The sequence below is a fragment of the Brevibacillus sp. WF146 genome (assembly GCF_001673705.2).
GTDB lineage: Bacteria > Bacillota > Bacilli > Brevibacillales > Brevibacillaceae > Brevibacillus > Brevibacillus thermoruber.
The window spans coordinates 2488063-2507009 of record NZ_CP109943.1; the positions used below are offsets into that span (position 1 = coordinate 2488063).

Genomic DNA, 18947 nt, shown 5'->3' on the forward strand with positions numbered 1-18947 from the left:
CACTGGGTACCTGCGTTTTCGCACGACTCGCTGTTTGTTATTCCGGCTGGACGGTTTTTTGCGGGGCCGCATGCCCTTTGAGCAGCGGCAGAATCACCAGCACCCCGATGAAGAACAGCACGGTGGCCGCTTCGAACATCGCCACCAGCGAGAACATGGCTTTCAACCAACCGGTGATGCTCATCATGACCACCATCGCGCCCATGAAGAGCGGGCTCAGGATGCCGTTGACGCGCCCGACAAACGACGCCTCGGTGTTTTGCAGTATCAGCGTGTTGATTCCGATATGGATGCACGGCATGACCAGTCCGCAGATGAATTGGGCCGTCAGCGTCAACCACAGTTCAGTGGAAAGCCCCATCACCAGGAAGCCACAGGCGCTGACGGTCATCCCCAGGACGAGGAGCTTTTGTGGAGCGAGTTTTTTCGCCACTCCCATCATCACGCCTCCGCCGAGGATCATGGCGATGCCATTGGCGGCCATGAGCCATTGCAGGTCCTCCTTCGGCAAGCCGAGACGTTCGGTGATGAGGAAAACCACCAGCGGCTGCGTCAGGCCAATCGCGAAACCCGCAGCGGCAAAACAGCCGCCGAGCAGGGTCAAGGTCCGGTTCCCCAGCACATAGCGAAATCCCGCCTTCATTTCCTGCCACAAAGTCGTTTTCTCAGCCTGCTCCTCCATGTTGCGATCAGGCGGCAGCATCAGAAGCACGACAGCGGACAGCAAGAAGGCTGTGCCTGTGATCGCGATTGCGGCGCCGATGCCGTAATGCTGGTAAACAAATGTCCCGACAATCGGCCCCAGGATCATAAACAGCGCGAACAGCGTCTGGTACATGGACATCCCCATCTGGATGAGCTGTTCCGGCACGTGCAGCTTGAACAATTTCATGCCGGACGGCTGCGAAAACTGCGACAGCACGGACGACACCAGCGTCGCGAAAAAGATGGCTTTCCAACTGCCGAACACCAGCGTAAGCAGCACGACAAACATGGAAAGCGAACTGAGCACGTCACACCAGATCATCGTTCGCTTGGGCCGCCAGCGGTCGGCAAACGTGCCCCCGATAAAGGAGAACAGAAAAATCGGCGCAAATTCGGCCACGGATATGAGCGATACGGCAACCGGGTCCCCGTTGGTCCGCTCCATCACGTACAGCAGAATGGCGTAGTTGCGGACCCAAACGCCGATCTGCAGAAATAACACCGACAGCAGAATGGTCCGTACCACCCGGTTGCGGAACAAATCTCCTGCCGAACTGTTGGAAGTCGATTGAACTGTCATACCATCCCTCTTTCTTTTGCAAGGTAAATGTGTACGTCTGATAAGTCCAGGCACATGTTTTGACGATCACTCCTCTGATCCGGTTTCGTCCCGGCTCGGTGTTCAGTTGCCCATTCTCCGCACTCCTGTTGATTTGATCGGGCAGCCCTCCACTGTTTCGATTGCAGCGGGCAGGTTGACGGAAAGAGCGGCAGCGGTTCTTTCCATGCATGAATGGACGTCGGATGTCCAACACTTCGTCAAGCGCAAAAAGACGCCGGGCTTTTCCCGACGTCTCACGCTGCGTACGAAGACGCCGGGCTTTTCCCGACGTCTCGCGCTGTGCACAAAGATGCCGGGACTATTTCTGACGTCTCGCAAACGCAAAAAGACGCCAGGTTGTTATCCGACGCCTCACGCTGCTCACGAAGACGCCGGGTTCTTCCCGACATCCCGCAAACGCAAAAAAGACGCCACGGTTCTTCCCGACGTCTGTGTTCATGCATGTATGGTTCCGGCTGTGCCGCTCGCCTTTCGATATCCCTGAACCCATGACGGCAAGGGAACGCGAACTAGACCCATGCTGCAATCGAACGATCGGGAAGTGTTTTCGTTATGGCTGTTTGTACGAATTCACTTACCATGATCGTTCTTGCCTCCTTACGCAATGTTTCCCTTTTGCAGGGGGCGCAGGCACAAACCGTGCTGCCTGACATGGAAAGTATAGTATGGGGATTGACACCCTGTCAAGCAGGGATTTTTATGAAAAACCAACGCGAGGGAGAACGGCGGCGCTGCCGCGCGAATCGAGACTCGGCTGTGATGGCCGGTGTACGGCGTTTTTTCATAACGGGCCCGATAATTTCATTTCCGAAACAATTCAATCTCATTTCTCAATTAGTCATTTTTGTCAACCAATGTTAAAATGATCCTGCATCACGCGACTCTTTTTTCCCACAAAGGTTGTGACGACAGATGACGTTTTCCTGGAAGCGAAATCTCGTCGTGCTGTGGATCGGGGTGTTTTTCTGCAGCACGGCGTACTCCATCTCCATACCGTTTCTGCCCCTCTTCCTCCACACGTCTCTCGGCGTCCATGAGCATCTGGAGGCGTGGTCGGGCATTTCGTTTGGGATTACCTTCCTGGCGAGCGCCTTGATCTCTCCCTACTGGGGCTCGCTCGCCGACAAGTACGGGCGGAAACCGATGCTGATACGGTCAGGGTTCAGCTTGGCCGTGTTGTACTTTTTGAACTATTTCGTCACCGACCCGTACTCCTTCCTGCTGCTCCGGGTACTGCAGGGGCTGCTGGCCGGCTTTGTCCCGGCCTCCATTGCCCTGGTGGCGACGAATACGCCGGAAAAACACGTGGGCTACGCGCTCGGGGTCATGTCGACGGCCGGCGCCACCGGAGGGATCGTCGGCCCGCTCGTGGGCGGCTTTGTGAGCCATTTGTGGGGCAGCCGGGAAGCGTTTCTCTTCTCCGGGTACGTCGTGCTGGTGGCGGCGCTGATTGCCACGTTTTTCGCCAAGGAGACGAACGTTAACCGCTCCGCTGCGCGCTCAAACGTACGGGAGGACCTGCGCACCGCCCTGGGAAACCGCCCGTTTATGGCCGTTTTGGGATTGGCGATGATCGTTACCGTTTCGGTCATGCTGCTGGAACCGCTGCTGACCGTGTACGTCCTGCAGCTCGGGGCGTCCCAGCAGGATGCGTCGCTCAGCTCGGGCATCATTTTTTCCGCCGTGGGCATCGCCACGGTGCTGGCCGCGCCTCGATGGGGAGCGGCGGGAACCAGGCTCGGTTACACCAAGGTGTTGTTCATCGGCCTGTTGGGCGGCGCCATCGGCAATCTGCTGCAGTTCTTCTTTACCCATTTGTACGGCTTCGGCATGTTGCGGTTCGTGTACGGGCTGTTCTTCGCGGCCGTCTATCCGTCGATCAACGCGATGATCGTCAACGTAACACCACCGGAGTTTCGCGGCAGAGCGTTCAGCCTCAATCAGTCGGTCACGCAGTTGGCCACCATGATCGGCCCCGTGCTGGGCGGCTTTTTGGGCGGACTGATTCCGATCCGCGCGGTGTTTCTCATCAATGGCGCGGCGCTGTTGGTCACTGCCGCATTGGTCAAATCAGGCAAACTGATCGAGAACCCCCGCGGACAGGAGCAGCGCCTCTCCGAAGGGCACGCCACCCTCAAGGGGTAAAGCCGCGAACGACGCGTCATCCGATGGAAACGTACGGACATACCCGAAGTGGACCATGCCCGCGCCGCTGAACTGGTGTACGCAAAAGCTGAACTGATGAACGCAAAAAGAGGGGAAACTCCCCCTCTTTTTTTCATTCGTTATAGGACGTTAGCGGGTGGCCGCCGGCTGCGGGAAAGTGCTCTGCGCCGTGAAAAACTCCTGGTAGAGCGCCAGAACCGCCTTGTCGGCATCGGCCGCCTTGACGCCAAAGATCATGCTCACTTCGGACGATCCCTGATTGATCATCTCCAGGTTGACCCTCGCGTTTGCCAGGGCGGCGGTGGCTCTGGCGCACACCCCGACGGAACGCCTCATCCCCTCTCCGACGATCATGACCAAGGCCAGATTTCGTTCGACGGAGACTTCATCCACATGCAGTTCGTCCATGATCCGCTTGATGACCCGCGACTCCGTCTTCTCGTCAAAGAATCGTTCCCGCAAAATGACGGAGATGTTGTCAATGCCGGATGGCGTGTGTTCGTACGAGATGCCTTCCTCCTCCAGGATTTGCAGCAGTCTGCGGCCAAAGCCGATCTCCCGGTTCATCAGGTATTTGCTCACGTAGATGCTGCAAAAGCCTTTGTCGCTGGCGATGCCGGCCACCGGCGCGTCTTTCGTTTCCCTGCCCGACACGATCTTGGTCCCCGGCGCGGCGGGATTGTTCGTATTTTTGATGCAGACCGGAATGCCTGCGCGGAATGCGGGCAGCAGCGCCTCTTCGTGGAAGACGGTAAAGCCGGAATAGGCCAGCTCGCGCATTTCCCGATAGGTGATGACGCGGATTTCTTTCGGATTGGCGATCAGGTTGGGGTTTACCGCGTAGACCGAATCCACGTCGGTAAAGTTCTCGTACAGGTCAGCCTTCACGGCGGCGGCCAGGATGGAACCCGTTATGTCCGAACCGCCCCGGGAAAACGTAACAAGAACCCCGTCCGGCGTATACCCAAAGAACCCGGGAAACACGACGATGCCCTGTCGCTGGCGCAAAGACTGCAGCCGGTCGTATGCCTCGGGGAGCACCTGGGCGTTGCCGGCCTCATCCGTCACGTACAGCCCGGCTTCCCGCGGATTGACGTACTCCGCCTGCTCGCCAAGCTGGCGCAGGTACGCCGCAACCAGCTTGGCGCAGGTGTCTTCCCCTGCCGCTTTGACGGCGTCCACAAAGCGGTCGGGCTGATCGGCGGGCGTCGCGGCAAGGCTCTCCTCCAGCTCGGCGACGATCTCCCGGGAGAGCTGTGCAGGCAGCTCCAATCCCTCCATGATCTCCACAAACCGGTTGATGACGGCCTGCTTTTCGCTTGCCGCTTCGCCTTCGTTCAGGCGGCGTTGGGCATAGGCGATCAACAGGTCCGTCACTTTCGTGTCCGATGGATGCCGTTTTCCCGGCGCCGAGACGACAACGATCCGCCGCTCCTTGTCCGCTCTCACAATCTGGCACACTTTCCTGATCTGCTCGGCATTGGCCAGCGAAGTTCCCCCGAATTTTGCAACCTTCATCTCCTGATCCTCCTATCCCGCATGAGAGGTGATCTCTCCTGGTTCTCTCTTTTTTTTCGCGCATGTCGTGTTTCCGCGGTCCCGACCCGGCCGTGAAAGAGGAAGCCTCCCTCCCGGCATTGCGCGGTAGCGGCAGATGCCGCGGCCGGACGAATGGCCCCGATGTCTTCTCTTAGATTACGCGATTAACGTGAAAAAGACAACTGTCTATTCCAGGCGGACAATACGTAACGTTGCTCGACCGCAAACAAAAACGCTTGCCGTAACAGCAAGCGTTCCCGGGGACGGTTACTCTCCTTTCGGCACCTCACATGCTGCTTTCCACTCCCCCGCAATCTCGTACAGCAGCCGGTCGACGGTTACGTCAATACGCTTGGAGGCCTGCACGAATTTCGCGTCCAGAAACATGTCGAAGGTGCCCTCGCTGCTGCTGCCTCTCTGCCCGTATTCACCGGGCTCGCCCCGCTCGTTTGTCGCCGTCACCGTCAGCGGCAGTTTCCGATTGTTTCCCATTTCTGCGTCGTTTGGAGTTTCGGGAATCAGATGAAGACGGGGTACCTTTCCCGCTTCTTTGTCCTCATAGCGAACGGAAAAGGAAATGCCCCTGTCGTCGTAGTACAGTTCATCCAGATAAATATCGGTGTTTTTAATCGTGGCGATGTGCTGCCCTACTTTTTCACGGTAGGAGTCTGTTTCGTTTTTCACGTGGCGGCTGTATGTTCCGGAATCAAACGAAAAGCGGATCCGGTCGTCTCCCGCGAGCCAGAGAGAATGCAGCGTAAGCTCCAGCTTTGCCGGCTGTTTGTCAAACGGTTCAAATTCGACGTAATGCCGCCCGTTTGGCCCCGCTTCGATCCGACTCAGGTTGGAGTCGCGCACCTCTCCCTTGTCGGAACGAAGGGTAAAGGACAGATGGTTCAACTGCTCGCTCCGATCCGGGGAGCGGAAGCGAAAGTACAGCCGGTTGACTGTCGTGCCCAGTTCCAAGGACTCCAGCGCGATCGTGCGGTCCATCGGGCGCAGTTCCTGCTTCAACGGTACCGATACCGTCACCTCCTGGCGAACGTCAAAACGGATCGGGAGGGTGACGTCGGGCAGCGGAATGGTTTGTCCGCCGATGCTCACGGACACATCCCGCAGCACGATCTCGTCGACCTGGGGCAAAACGTCGGACATCCCATCCTTGTACAGCGGGTTGGTGGTCGCCCGATTGTAAAACCGCCCGTTGTGAATGACACCTTCATTCGGCATCCAGTTCAAGGTATAGAGCGGATGGTCCGGTCCTCCCGGTTTGTCCCCCGGCAGTCCCATCTGAAACGAGACAATCGGTACCTCTCTCTCGTTGGGAACAGCGCCCAGAAATCCGGAGGGCACATCGATACTGGTAAAGAAAAAGACATGTTTGCTGTTGTACCAGATCTCGTCGATCGACAACGTGCGGCCGGTTCCGGGAACGTGGATCTTGGTGTCAAAGGTGCGGACGAGATGCAATTCTTCCGCCCGTTTCAGCCCAGGGGTCTTCGCATATTGATACCGCTTTACTTCCTCCCAACTGTCGACTTTGATCACCTTCTGATCGCCTGGTTGGTCCCATCGCTTCACCGCAAACAGGATAAGAAGCAGAAGGACCAGAAGGATGACCCCTGTTCGTCTGTTACCGTTCACCTTTCACATTCCCCCCTGGGTTGCAACGAACATGCTCAGCGTCTTTTCGCAAACCAACCATATTATACCAACGGAAACGGGACCGATCCATATGGGAACCCTAAGAAAAAGCCCGACTCGAAAGCGAATCGGGCCTCTTCCCATTTCGAAACGGAGATTTACCTGCCGTATCCCAGACCGTGACCGAACGGGTACAGGGTGCCTCCTTTCCCGTCCGGAATGGTGACCGGCAGTGTTCCCGTCGGCTCGTTTTGGCCGAATATCGTGTCCGCCGTCGCTTGAAAGCTGGCGGTGCGAAAGCCGTATTGGGCCAGGTAGGCATCCGCTTCCGGGTACGCCATGATGTCGTACGGATTGCGGATGCCGACGCCGATCACGGGTGTGTCCGCTTGCTGGCTGATCTCCCGATACAGTTTCATCAGCGGGTTGTCCGGGGATCTTCCTTTGACGTCGAACGTGTAGGAGCCGATGATCACGGCGTCCGCCGCTTCCACCTGCTTTCGCTGTTCGTCGGTGAGCGCATCGTTTGCCACCTTGATCGTGACGGTGTTGGCATGATGCTTCCTGACGGCATCGGCCAGGCTGTCGATGTACGTGGTCCCCACCACCGCGATGCTCGCGCCCTCGTCCATATTGAGCGGCAGCACCCCGTCGTTCTTGACCAGAGTCACGGAACGAGCGGCCGCTTCCGCTTCCACCCGCTTGTGCTCCGCCGAGCCGACCACCGCGATGGCACGGGCGATCTGGTCGTTTACATCAGCGGGCTGCTCGGCTTTCACAATTCCCCGTTTTACTTTCAAGGTAAAAATCCGGCGGACGGACTGGTCGATCCGCTTTTCGCTGATCGTGCCGTCGCGGACGGCTTTTAGGACGCCGTTGGTTACTTCTTCCAGGCCGATCGGCATCAACACGATGTCCACGCCCGCCTGCACGGCGCGGATGGCCGCGTCCACCGGACCAAAGTGGTCAGCGATCGCCTGCATGTTCATCGCGTCGGTGGAGACTACGCCGTCAAAGCCCAGCTCGTCGCGGATCAGCCCGGTGATCACTTTGGGCGACAGGGTGGCGGGCAGTGATATTTCCGTTCCGTCTTTGCGGGAGACGGCTTTGGTGTCGTCGATCTTTGGAAAGGTGACATGTGCCGTCATGATCGCGTCCACGCCCGCCTCCATCGCCTGCTTGAACGGGTACAGCTCCACGTTCATCAGCCGTTCCTTGTCGTGGGGAACCTCCGGCAGTCCCAAGTGGGAATCGACAGCCGTGTCGCCGTGGCCCGGAAAGTGTTTGGCCGTGGCGGCGACGCCGCTTTGCTGCAGCCCTTTGATGTAGGCAACGCCCAGGTCGGCCACGAGCTTGGGATCTTCACCGAACGACCTCACGCCGATCACCGGATTGTCCGGGTTGTTGTTGACGTCCATGACCGGAGCGAAGTTGGTGTTGATGCCCAGGGCGGCAAGCTCCCTGCCGATGACGCTGCCCACCTGATAGGCCAGTTCCGTGGAACGGGCGGCACCGAGAGCCATGTTCCCCGGCGTGTCGGTGCCCTGCTGCAGACGGGTCACGATGCCTCCCTCCTGGTCGATCGTCACGAGCAGCCCGAATTTTTCCGCCGCCTGCTGGTAGTCGTGGACAAGGCGCACCGTTTGCGCGGTGTCCACCACGTTTTCCCGGAACAGAATGACGCCGCCGATGTGGTACTTCTTCACCAGCGCCTCGATTTCCGGCAGCATGCGGGTCACGTCTGCGCCGTTCCACTTGCGGAAGTCGGGCATCATCATCTGGCCCACTTTTTCTTCCAGTGTCATGCCGGCTATCGCTCTGCCGATGACGTCGTACCGCTTCCCTTTCTGCTTGACGGCCTGTACCTGCGGCTCCCCTTTTTCCTTGTAATCGAGGGCGATGCGGTCCTCGAATCTGCCGTCGGTTACGGAGATGAAGGTTCTGCCGTTGTGGCCGGCAAACGTGACGGTGCCCTGCGCGTCGACAGCGGCCACGTTTTTGTTGGAGGACTGCCACCTCAAATGCTGCGTAGTCTGCTCAAAATGGCCGTCCGCGTACAGATGCAGCGCCTGAAGCCGCAGCGTCTTGCCCGACACGACCGCTTCCGCCTCGGGGATGTTCAGGCTGATGATCAAATCGGTGACGCCGGCCTTGTCCGCCGCTGTCGCAGACGCCGCTGAAGTCGCAGGCGCCGCGCCTGCGGTAACCATTGCCTGGCAGAACAGCAGCACCAACGCAAAGAAAGATGCCAATCCTGTACGTTTTTTGTGATCCACGATTATCTCCCCCTGTTTTTGCCTTCGTACGACCAGCCTTGCGGGTTCCAGACAGCCTTCACCGGCTTGCCGGACGGGTCGGCGATGGACGGGTGCTGCACATACCAGCCCCGGCCGTTCACGCTGGGATCGGTGGCGTAGCGGAACCGGACCTGTTCCGTACCCACGGGAAGCTGCCACGTGACCGTCTGCCAGTCGCCTTCGCCGGTAAGCGCGCTCCCCACTTCCGTCCAATGCTCGCCGTCCGCTGACGCTTCCACATGGCCGTAGTCGCTCTCGTTTTCGATCCGGTACCAGGTGTCAAACGTCAGGGTTCCCCCTTCCGGCAGATCGGTCTTTGCCGTCAATGTGTTGTCCAGCTCGTCGCCTGTACCTGCAAACCAGGCCCCTTCCTTGCCGGGCAGGTCCACCGGTATCGCCAGCGCCGCCAGCCGGGCGACTCCCCGGCGAACCGGGTTGGTGGAGACGGTGTTGCGGGTGGGATGGACGCGGTTGGTCAGCACGATGCAGATCGTTTCGTTGTTGGGACTGACGACCATCGACGTGCCGGTGTAGCCGGTATGCCCCATGGTCCGGCTGTCGCCCAGCGCGTCCATGTACCAGCCCTGGTTCAGCTCCCAGCCGAGTCCGTGGTCGTCACCGGGTAATTCCGGAATCTGGTTTTCCGTCATCAGCTCCACCGATTTTTTGGACAAAATCCGCTTTCCGCCGTAGGTGCCGCCGTTGAGCATCATCTGCGCAAAGACAGCCAGATCACGGGCGGTGCTGAACACCCCGGCGTGCCCGGCGACGCCGTCCAGCGCCCAGGCGTTTTCGTCATGGACCTGTCCCCAGACCAGTTCCCGGTTTGTCCAGGGCTGGTACTCCGTCGCCGCCGTCCGTTTCTTCAGGCTCTCGGGCGGATTGTACATCGTATCCATCATGCGCAGGGGCTTCGTGATGTGATCGCGGACGTATTCGTCCAGGCGCTGGCCGCTCAGCTTCTCCACCAACGCCCCCAGCGTGATCAGGTTGAGATCGCTGTAGACGTACGCGCTGCCCGGTTTGTTGACAAGGGGATGGCGAAAGACGATCTCCAGCCGCTCTTCCCGGCTGTTCCCCATCGTGTACAGGGGAATGAACGGTTCAAACCCGGAGGTATGGGTCAAGAGCTGTCGGATGGTCACCGCGTCCTTGCCGTTTTCCGCAAACGCCGGAATGTACCTGGCCACCGGATCATCCAGTTGGAACAGCCCTTGTTCATGGAGCTGCATGACGGCGGTGGAGGTGAACAGCTTGCTGATCGACGCCAGGTCAAAGAGGGTGTCCGTCCGCATCGCGACCGGTAGGTCCAGCAAGGTCCCCCCGTCGTCGGCGTAGCGGGCGGCATGGCCATACGCCTGTTCCTTGACAATCACCCCGCGTCTGGCGATGAGCACGACCGCGCCCGGCATCACGCCGTCGTGGATCGCCGACTCGATGAACGAGTCGATTTCTCCCAACGGCGCAGGCGTCATCCCTGCGGCTGCAGGCGTTCCCGGATGCAGGCTGCCGGAGGACCGGCCGGGTTTGTCCCAGGGATGGGACAGCGGGTGCTTGACAGGCTTCGTCTTTTTTTCCTGCGCTTCCATTGCCGACGACTCGCCGTCGCCGTGTTTGGCCGCGGCGGTCGGCAGAAAGACCGCTCCCCATGACAAGCAGACGCAGAGTCCAATCATTGCGGCGCGTTGGTTCATTCTCTTCTCCTCCCTAGTGGTAGAGCAGATAGGACTTGCGCAGTTTCTTGAATGCTTCCAATTCCTCCTGCCACGCTTTGACGATCGCGTCGACAGGCGTGCCCGCGTCCATCGCCTTGCGGACCTTGTCCGATCCTGTCAGCTTGTCGATCCAATTGTCGGTTCTCCAGGCGAAGTCGTCCGGATACAGGGCTTTTACTTCCGCGATGATGGAGAGGGCGGTGTGAACGGGGTCGTACTTGTCCCGGTCGGTCACGTATACCTGCAGCCCGCCGACATTCTTGCCCGCGTGCTTGGAAAACGTCGGGTTGAAATACGCCTCGCGGAAGCTGACGCCGGGCAGACGGAGCGCATTCATCCGGTCGGCCAGCTCCCATGCCTTGATGTACGGCGCGCCGATCAGTTCAAACGGCCGCGTCGTTCCCCGGCCTTCGGAGAGGTTGGTCGCTTCGAACAGACAGTTTCCCGGATAGACCGCCGCCGTCTCCACCGTCGGCATGTTGGGGGAAGGCAGTACCCAGGGAAGGCCCGTTTCGTCATACCACATGTCCCGCTTCCAGCCTTTCATCTTCACGACCGTAAGATCCGCCTTTTTCCCGATCTCCTTTTTCAGATACCGTTCGTTAAACAGCATGGCCAGTTCCCCCACGGTCATACCGTGGCGGATGGGGATGGGATAGATCCCGACAAACGATTCGTAACCGGGCTCGAGTACAGGTCCCTCCACTTTTTCCCCGCCGATCGGGTTGGGTCTGTCCAGCACGATGAACGGCTTGTTCTCCAATGCCGCCGCTTTCATCGCGTACGCCATGGTCGATATGTACGTGTAGAATCGGGAGCCGACGTCCTGGATGTCAAACAGGACGACATCCACATCCCGAAACAGCGGCGCGATCTCTTCCGGCGACTTGTCGTACAGATTGTAAAACGGCAGCCCCGTTTTCGGGTCTTCGTAGGTGCCGGGCGCCGAACCGGCCTGTTCCGTCCCGCGAATGCCGTGCTCCGGCCCGTAGACGGCCACCAGGTTCACCTTTTTGGCCAGCAGGGCATCGACGTCGTGCGTCAGGTCGCTGGTGACGCCGGTCGGATTGGTGATCAGCCCCACTTTTTTTCCTTTTACCAGCTCCGGATTGTCAAGCAGCACCTCGATGCCCGTCTGGACGCTGCGGCCGTTCGGCTTTTCCTTGGCAAATCCGGGGGCGGCCGCTCCCGCCACGGTCATGGTGCCCAGGAGCGCCAGTGACAAAAGAAGCATCGACCAGCGGATGGGTTTCAACAGCATCACCTCATGTTTTTGAACGTAGTGCCAATCGCCTGTGAACGGATGAAGGAGCGATATTCGCTTTCACCCCGTCGCAAAACCCTCTTGATTCCTGCGTCCCCCTCTCTGTGTTGGTTTGTTGGTGTCAGAAAATTCTGTAAGTCTATCCTAATCATAAAGGCTGGCCTGTCTTTTTTCTCGGGAATTACTTCCCATATTTGTTCATTTTCGTCAAAAGTTTCCCTGTCTATGCGCCTAGTTCCTTTTGGCTAGGGTGGTTTGGGAGGGGGGAAGGCTTCTGTTTCGCGGTTTCGAAACCTGCCCCCGTGTTGTCGCAGTTTCCGGCCGAGGCCGGTCTCGTCGTCGGGAACGGTAAAAAGGAGGCTGGCCGATCACCGGTTCAGCGCTCTTTGGCCGGCGTGTCAAATCGGTACCCCACTCCGTATACGGTTTTTATGTATTCCGGCCGCTTGGGATCGTCTTCCAGTTTGTGGCGCAGATTTTTCACGTGGGTGTCGATGGTCCGGTCGTACCCGTCAAAATCCATTCCCAGCACCTCCTCGACCAGCTCCTCGCGCGTCCAGGTTCGCCCCGGATGGCGGATCAGCGTGGTCAACAGCCGGTATTCACTGGGGGTCAGCTCCACGGTCACTCCCTGTTTCTGCACGCGCTTTTCCCGCAGGGAGACAACCAGGTCCCCGATCTCGATCCGATCGGTGAGCGACTGAAAATCCCCCACCCGGCGCAGGATGGCCCGAACCCGCGCGACCAGCTCCCGCGGGCTGAACGGCTTGACCAGGTAGTCGTCGGCACCGATCTCCAGTCCGGTGATCCGGTCCGATTCGCCGCTTTTGGCCGTCAGCATCAGGATCGGCACGCGAGATTCGCGGCGAATGCGGCCGCAAACCTCCTCCCCGCTGATATCAGGAAGCATCAGGTCCAGGATGATCAGGTCGAGCTGGCCGCCCGCAGCCAGCTCCAGCGCGTCATTGCCATTCGCGGCGGTGATCACGTGATAGCCGTCTTTTTGCAGATAGGATGAGAGAATGTCCACAATCTGCGGTTCATCGTCCACGATCAGGATGGTCGCCATGACGTTTGCCTCCATCGGATGGTGTCGTGAGCTTTTCACAGCCGACGCGCCCCAGAGGGCGGTGCCCCGGGACGCGCTCGGAGATTCAATGGGGGTTGTTGCCGACAGCGGGATCTTCCACGAATTTCGGTGATCCTTCGTAGTGCACGGTGGAGACCATGCCGGCTGCCGCGTGGTGCAGATCGTGGCAGTGGAACATCCACTCGCCGGGATTGTCCGCTGCGAACGCCACCACGTACGATTCGCCCGGTTTCACATTCAGCGTATCCTTCATCAGCGGGGCACCAGACAGAGGCGTTCCGTTTCTGCTGAGCACCTGGAAAAAGTGGCCGTGCAGGTGCATCGGATGATCGGAAGAGCCCTTGTTGACCAGCGTCACTTTTACCTTGTCCCCCGGTTTTACCTGGAGCGGCTTGATGTCCGGATAGGTCCGGCCGTTGATCGTAAAGAGCGGCTCCATGCCGTCCCTGCCCATGGTTTCGCCCAGCTCCATCCGGTACTCCACATCGTACGTCATCGACAGGTCGAACGCACCGCCGCCCGCCTGGCCGTACCCGGCGATGTCGACAGGCTCCGCCTTGACGGTGTCCGCTGCGGCTTGGCTGTCGGCCTTCCCGCCTTTTACCTTGACGGGAATGACCATTTGCCTGGCCGCGTCGCTTTCGTCATGGCTCTCGATGACCCAGTCGCTGTCCGCATGGGCGACAAACTCCACGTCATACCGCTCTCCGGGAGCGATTGTGAACGGGCGGTCCTTGACCATCGGCGGCTCCTGAATCGACTGCCCGTCGGTGCTGACGATGGCGTACTCCTGGCCGTGCAGATGAATCACATGGCTCTGGAAGCCGGCGTTGACAAAGCGCAGGCGGACGCGTTCCCCCTTGGCCACTTCCAGCGGTTCAATCGCCGCTCCGCTTTTGCCGTTGACGGTAAAGGTCGTGTACATCTCCCGCATCATCCGGTCGTGCATAGCCCCCGGCGCCATCCCTGTTCCCGGCGTCCCTTCGGCAGCGGAGCCGCTTCCATGAGTTCCGTGGGACATGGTGCCGCCGTTCCCGCTGGCCATGCCCATGTGGCCGTGATCCACGTGGGGGACGCTCATGCTGCCGTGATTCATATTGCCGTGGCTCATGCTGGACATGTCCGCCCTGCCCGGGTTCGACTGGCCGTGGTTCATGCCGCCGTGATCCGTGCCGCCTCCCTGGAGCGCTGCCGTGTTCCACTCGTCCAGGACCAGCGTGTAGTCGCGCTGCACCCCTTGCTCCTCTTTTTCCTCCACCACCAATGTGCCGTACAGGCCGCGATCCACCTGGTTGGCGCTGTCCTGGTGGGAATGGTACCAGTACGTGCCGGGGACGGTCGCTTCAAACTCGTAGGTAAACGTCTCGCCCGGTCTCACCGCGTTTTGCGTAATGCCGGGGATGCCGTCCATGCCGTTGGGCACCGGATACCCGTGCCAGTGAATGCTGGTGGGCTCCGCCAGCTCGTTTTTCAGTGTGACGCGAATGACGTCGCCCACTTTTGCCCGGATCTGGCTTCCGGGGACGACGCCGTTGTACGCCCAGACGCGCACCATTTTGTCCGCGGACAACGGCCAGTCCGCTTCCTTCGCAACCAGTTCAAAGCTGCGCACGGTCCTGCCGTTTTCCTGCGTGACGACGGGCTCTGCCATGTATTGGGCATGCGCGCGTGTCCCGCTGTCGTTGCCGTTGAGAAAAACCCCAACCGCCAGGGCGGCGAGAATGACCGCTCCAGCCGCGCCGAGCATTATTTTTCGCTTCACCGTGAATTCCTCCTTCTGCTCTGTCTCCGTTCCGATGGTAGCAAAACATCGTGAAGAGATTATGGAGACGCCCGCCTTCTTCCTGTCTCATCGTTTCCCAAAAGGGCGGCGGATAAGCAGACGAGGCCGCTGCGCGGCCGACATGCTGATTGTACGCACCCAAAAAGTTGCACGGACAAAAAAAAGCCGCGTCCACATCCAGACTGGATGCAGACGCGGCCGCATTCTCCCGGAGAGCGGGATTACGGGAAGCCCGCGGACGTTCGCCGGGACGCCGGCGAACGGGCGGACGAACGGGTACCGAACTGGATGTCCCGGTCAAACACGAACACCGTGATCGCGACATCGTTCTCCAGGTTGATGTCCGCAAACAGGGTCACCAGTTTCGCGTTGACCAGGGTTTCCAGTTTCTTGACCACCTCGGCATGTTTGTAAATGTCTTTGACCATTTTCGTTCTCGTCTCATGGATCATGCGCCGGCCCTCATTCGAGTCGATCATCCACTTCTCCACGTCGGTCAAGTTGCCGTTCATCTCGGTGATGGCCCACTGGCCCACAAAGCGCGTCCGGATCTGCTGCGGGCCGCTGCCCACGTATTCCTTGCGAATCTCGCGTACGAGCATGCTGAATTCATGTTCCACACGTCTGGTCACCGAATCACCACGTTTCCGGCCGGCTCTTGCCGCTATTCTTTCAATCCTTGCCCCATGCCTTTCAACAGGTTGAGGCCGAAGCCGATCGCCCGGTTGATGTCAGGGTCCTGCAGCGCTCTGACCAGATCGAACAGGCCCACTTTGCTGTCCTGTTCGAGCCCCTCCTTGGCCTGCTGCAGCCCTTGGACCAGACTGCCGACCAGCTTTTTGGTCATGTCCGGCTCGATTTCCGACAGGGCTTCGGCCACCGCCATCGCGTTGTTGATCGAGTTGGTGACGGGCGGGCGAAGCAGTTGGCCCACGGCGATCTTGGCCACCTTTTCCTTGGCTTCGAGCAGCGACTTCAGCGCCTCCAGGATCCCGCTGTCGTGCAGTTCCTGCAGCAGTTTCAGCGCTTCGCGGATGCCTTCCGCGTGCTGCGCCGCATCCTGTTTCACCTGCTCCAGCGCCTGCGCCTGCTTTTCCGCTTCGGTGAGCACGGGACGCACGATCTTGGTTGTCGGTTTCGCCATTATTGCGCACCTCCTGCCACATTGACATCAGCGATGGGCTCGTAGTCGCTGCGCGCCCATTTGCGTTCCACCTGCACGCCCAACTGCGGGTTGCGCTTGGCGTAGCGCGGATTGTACCTCGGCAGCGGATTTTCCCCGTCCCGTTCGAGGATTTCCATGCGCACCTTGGCCTGCTTGTAGGCCGGGGTCTGCGTCCGCACGTCCACGGCGTTGCCGGTCAGGATGTTGATCGCGTTTTCGTGGCTGGCGGAGTGCATCGGGACAAACAGTTCCTTGCCTTGGACGCGATCGGTGACCACCGCCCGCAGCCTGATCGCGCCGTACGGGGACACCAGGCGGACCAGCGTGCCGTCCTTGATGCCGCGTTCGCGGGCCAGCTCCGGCGACACCTCGACGAAGACGTCCGGCACCTTGTACTTGATGCCTGAAGATTTGTCCGTCAAGTTGCCCTCGTGGAAATGTTCCAGCATCCGGCCGTTGTTGACGACGAGGTCAAATTCCGCCGGATATTCGACCGGCGGCACGTAATCCACCAGCGACAAGCGCGCCCGTCCGTCCGGGAAGTTGAAGCGCTCCTTGTAGAGAAGCGGTTCGTCCGTTCCATCCGGGTGAACCGGCCACACCAGGCTGTTCCAGCCTTCCAGGCGATCGTAGGAGACGCCGGCGAAAAACGGCGTGAGCGAGGCGATTTCGTCCATCACTTCGCCCGGATGGCTGTAGTTCCAATCGAAGCCCATCCTCTTGGCAATTTCCTGAATGATCCACCAGTCCGGCTTGGACTCCCCAAGCGGTTCAAACACCTGGTACAGACGCTGAATGCGGCGCTCCGTATTGGTAAACGTCCCTTCCTTTTCGAGAGACGGCGCGGCCGGCAGAATCACGTCGGCAAACTGGGCCGTCTTGGTGAAAAAGACGTCCTGTACGACGAAGAACTCCAGTTGGCTCAGCATGTCCTGGACGTGGTTGGAGTTGGAATCCACCCAGGCCATGTCTTCGCCCATCACGTACATCGCTTTCAGCGTGCCTTTTCCGATCGCTTCCACCATTTGAATGCTGGTCAGACCCGGCTCGCTGGAAATGGCGACGCCGTATGCGTGTTCAAACCGCTTCCGGGCCACGTCATCTTTGACGCTCTGATATCCCGGCAGGAAGCTGGGCAGCGCCCCCATGTCGCAGGTGCCCTGCACGTTGTTGTGGCCGCGCAGCGGATACGCGCCCGCGCCCGGACGGCCGAAGTTGCCGGTGATCAAAAGCAGGTTGGCGATCGCCATGGAGGTGTGCGATCCGGCGATGTTCTGCGTCACGCCCATTCCCCACAGCACGCACGTGCCGTCCGCTTCGTGAATCATCGTGGCGGCTTTGATGAGCTGCTCCTTCGGGATGCCGGTCACCTCTTCCGCATAGTCCAGCGTGTATTTTTCCACATGCGCCTGGAACTCTTCGTAGTTGTTCACGCGGGCCTTGATAAAGGCTTCGTCGTGCCAGCCCTGGTCGATGATGTACTTGGCCACAGCGGTGATCCAGACGAAGTCCGTCCCCTGCCGCGGATGCAGGAACAGGTCGGAGCGTTCCGCCATCTCATGCTTGCGCAGATCGGAGACGATCAGTTTCTGGCCGTGCAGCTTCTTCGCCCGTTTGATGCGGGTCGCAAGCACCGGGTGCCCCTCTGCCGGGTTGGCTCCGACAATGATCACCAATCCAGCGGATGCGATGTCCTTGATCGTGCCGGAGTCACCGCCAATACCCACCGTGTTCATCAGCCCGTCTGAAGCTGGCGTCTGACAGTAACGGGCACAGTTGTCCACGTTGTTGGTTTCAAATACCTGACGGGCCAGCTTCTGCATCAGGTACGCTTCCTCGTTGGTCGTCTTGGACGAACTGATGAAGCCGAGCGCGCTGCCGCCATACGTTTGCTTGATCGCTCCCATCTTCTCGGCGATCAGCGTGAGAGCCTCGTCCCAGCTCGCCGGAACGAATTCGTCCCCTCTGCGGATCAGCGGCGTGGTCAGGCGCTGGTCGCTGTTGACAAAATCCCAGCCGAACTTGCCTTTGACGCACGTGGAGACGCTGTTGACCGGCGCGTCTTCCGTCGGTTCAATTTTCAAAATCTGGCGTCCTTTCGTCCACACTTCAAACGTACAGCCCACCCCGCAGAACGTGCAGACCGTCTTGGTCTTCTTCGTGCGGGTCTCGCGCATGGCCGCTTCGATTTCGGAAATGGCCATGATGCTGCCATAGCCCGGCTCCACTTCCTTGACCAGATCGATCATCGGATTGAGCAGGTCTTTGTCCAGGCCGGTCATGAATCCCGCTTCGCCCAGCATCGACTTCTCCATCAGCGCGTTGCACGGGCATACGGTGACGCACTGGCCGCACGAGACGCAGGACGACTCGTTGATCGGCTTGTCGTCGTCCCAGATGACCCGCGGCATATCCCGCGCCCAGTCGATGGTCAGCGTTTCGTTCACCTGCAGGTCCTGACACACCTCGACGCAGCGTCCGCACAGAATGCACTGGTTGGGATCGTAGCGGTAAAACGGGTGGGACATGTCCACTTCGTACCCTTTTTCCCGGAACGGACGGCTCTGATGCTCCACGTGCAGGAGTTCCGTGGTGTTGTGCACGCGGCAGTTTCCGTTGTTGTTGTCGCACACCGTGCAGTACAGCATGTGGTTTTCCAGCACCCGGTCCATCGCTTCCAGCTGGGCGGCGCGGGCACGGGCGGATGCGCTCTGGATGTTCATGCCTTCCGTGATCGTCGTGGAGCAGGCGCGCATGATCTTGCCGTCGATCTCGCACATACAGGTGTCGCAGCTCTGAATCGGCCCCAACACCGGCGAATAACAGATGTGCGGATGTTCGATCCCGTTCTCCAGCATGTAGTCCAGGATGCGGGTTCCTTCTTTGGCCTCGTGGACCTCACCGTTCAATTGAAATCGCACTGTTTTCTGTTCCATGGTTCCTCCTCTGCAGCAAAA

12 protein-coding genes are annotated in these 18947 nt (G+C 59.5%); 1 reads left to right on the plus strand and 11 read right to left on the minus strand.

Annotation, left to right across the window (positions count from 1 at the left end):
- Positions 1-37: 37 nt before the first annotated feature.
- The gene (locus A6764_RS12365) at positions 38-1285 is read right to left on the minus strand and encodes an MFS transporter (protein WP_065066363.1); all 1248 of its coding nucleotides are present in this window, start codon (positions 1283-1285) and stop codon (positions 38-40) included.
- Between the two features lie 954 nt (positions 1286-2239).
- Between A6764_RS12365 and A6764_RS12370 the strand changes: the two genes are divergently transcribed.
- A complete protein-coding gene (locus tag A6764_RS12370; protein WP_065066362.1) occupies positions 2240-3472 on the plus strand; it encodes an MFS transporter in 1233 nt (410 codons plus the stop codon).
- 150 nt (positions 3473-3622) lie between these two features.
- Here the strand turns inward: A6764_RS12370 and A6764_RS12375 are convergent, their stop codons facing one another.
- The 10 genes from A6764_RS12375 to fdhF form a co-directional block, all read right to left on the minus strand.
- Positions 3623-5011: an aspartate kinase gene (locus A6764_RS12375; protein WP_035297662.1), complete on the minus strand. Its 1389-nt coding sequence runs from the start codon at positions 5009-5011 to the stop codon at positions 3623-3625.
- A 288-nt stretch (positions 5012-5299) separates the two neighbouring features.
- On the minus strand, positions 5300-6676 hold the full coding sequence (locus A6764_RS12380; protein ID WP_065066361.1) for a hypothetical protein: 1377 nt from the start codon (positions 6674-6676) through the stop codon (positions 5300-5302).
- Positions 6677-6834: 158 nt separating this feature from the next.
- Positions 6835-8886, minus strand: coding sequence for a beta-N-acetylhexosaminidase (nagZ, locus tag A6764_RS12385; RefSeq protein ID WP_141669579.1), 2052 nt, complete (start codon positions 8884-8886; stop codon positions 6835-6837).
- Between the two features lie 68 nt (positions 8887-8954).
- On the minus strand, positions 8955-10667 hold the full coding sequence (locus A6764_RS12390; RefSeq protein WP_065066360.1) for a serine hydrolase domain-containing protein: 1713 nt from the start codon (positions 10665-10667) through the stop codon (positions 8955-8957).
- 13 nt (positions 10668-10680) lie between these two features.
- Positions 10681-11949: an exo-beta-N-acetylmuramidase NamZ family protein gene (locus A6764_RS12395; RefSeq protein WP_083989714.1), complete on the minus strand. Its 1269-nt coding sequence runs from the start codon at positions 11947-11949 to the stop codon at positions 10681-10683.
- Positions 11950-12328: 379 nt separating this feature from the next.
- Positions 12329-13021, minus strand: coding sequence for a response regulator transcription factor (locus A6764_RS12400; RefSeq protein ID WP_065066359.1), 693 nt, complete (start codon positions 13019-13021; stop codon positions 12329-12331).
- Between the two features lie 85 nt (positions 13022-13106).
- Entirely contained in the window at positions 13107-14789 is a 1683-nt protein-coding gene (locus tag A6764_RS12405) for a multicopper oxidase family protein (RefSeq protein ID WP_083989717.1), read from the minus strand.
- Between the two features lie 257 nt (positions 14790-15046).
- On the minus strand, positions 15047-15457 hold the full coding sequence (locus A6764_RS12410) for a Na-translocating system protein MpsC family protein (protein ID WP_065066357.1): 411 nt from the start codon (positions 15455-15457) through the stop codon (positions 15047-15049).
- A gap of 32 nt (positions 15458-15489) precedes the next feature.
- Entirely contained in the window at positions 15490-15969 is a 480-nt protein-coding gene (locus A6764_RS12415) for a helical membrane plugin domain-containing protein (protein ID WP_035297668.1), read from the minus strand.
- On the minus strand, positions 15969-18926 hold the full coding sequence (gene fdhF, locus A6764_RS12420) for a formate dehydrogenase subunit alpha (protein ID WP_065066356.1): 2958 nt from the start codon (positions 18924-18926) through the stop codon (positions 15969-15971). The genes A6764_RS12415 and fdhF overlap by 1 nt, the downstream gene beginning before the upstream one ends.
- Positions 18927-18947: the final 21 nt, after the last annotated feature.

Coding starts and splice junctions, on each gene's coding strand:
- A6764_RS12365 (WP_065066363.1), bottom strand. CDS start 1,285: ATGACAGTTCAATCGACTTCCAACAGTTCGGCAGGAGATTTGTTCCGC.
- A6764_RS12370 (WP_065066362.1), top strand. CDS start 2,240: ATGACGTTTTCCTGGAAGCGAAATCTCGTCGTGCTGTGGATCGGGGTG.
- A6764_RS12375 (WP_035297662.1), bottom strand. CDS start 5,011: ATGAAGGTTGCAAAATTCGGGGGAACTTCGCTGGCCAATGCCGAGCAG.
- nagZ (WP_141669579.1), bottom strand. CDS start 8,886: ATGGTTACCGCAGGCGCGGCGCCTGCGACTTCAGCGGCGTCTGCGACA.
- A6764_RS12390 (WP_065066360.1), bottom strand. CDS start 10,667: ATGAACCAACGCGCCGCAATGATTGGACTCTGCGTCTGCTTGTCATGG.
- A6764_RS12395 (WP_083989714.1), bottom strand. CDS start 11,949: ATGCTGTTGAAACCCATCCGCTGGTCGATGCTTCTTTTGTCACTGGCG.
- A6764_RS12400 (WP_065066359.1), bottom strand. CDS start 13,021: ATGGCGACCATCCTGATCGTGGACGATGAACCGCAGATTGTGGACATT.
- A6764_RS12405 (WP_083989717.1), bottom strand. CDS start 14,789: ATGCTCGGCGCGGCTGGAGCGGTCATTCTCGCCGCCCTGGCGGTTGGG.
- A6764_RS12415 (WP_035297668.1), bottom strand. CDS start 15,969: ATGGCGAAACCGACAACCAAGATCGTGCGTCCCGTGCTCACCGAAGCG.
- fdhF (WP_065066356.1), bottom strand. CDS start 18,926: ATGGAACAGAAAACAGTGCGATTTCAATTGAACGGTGAGGTCCACGAG.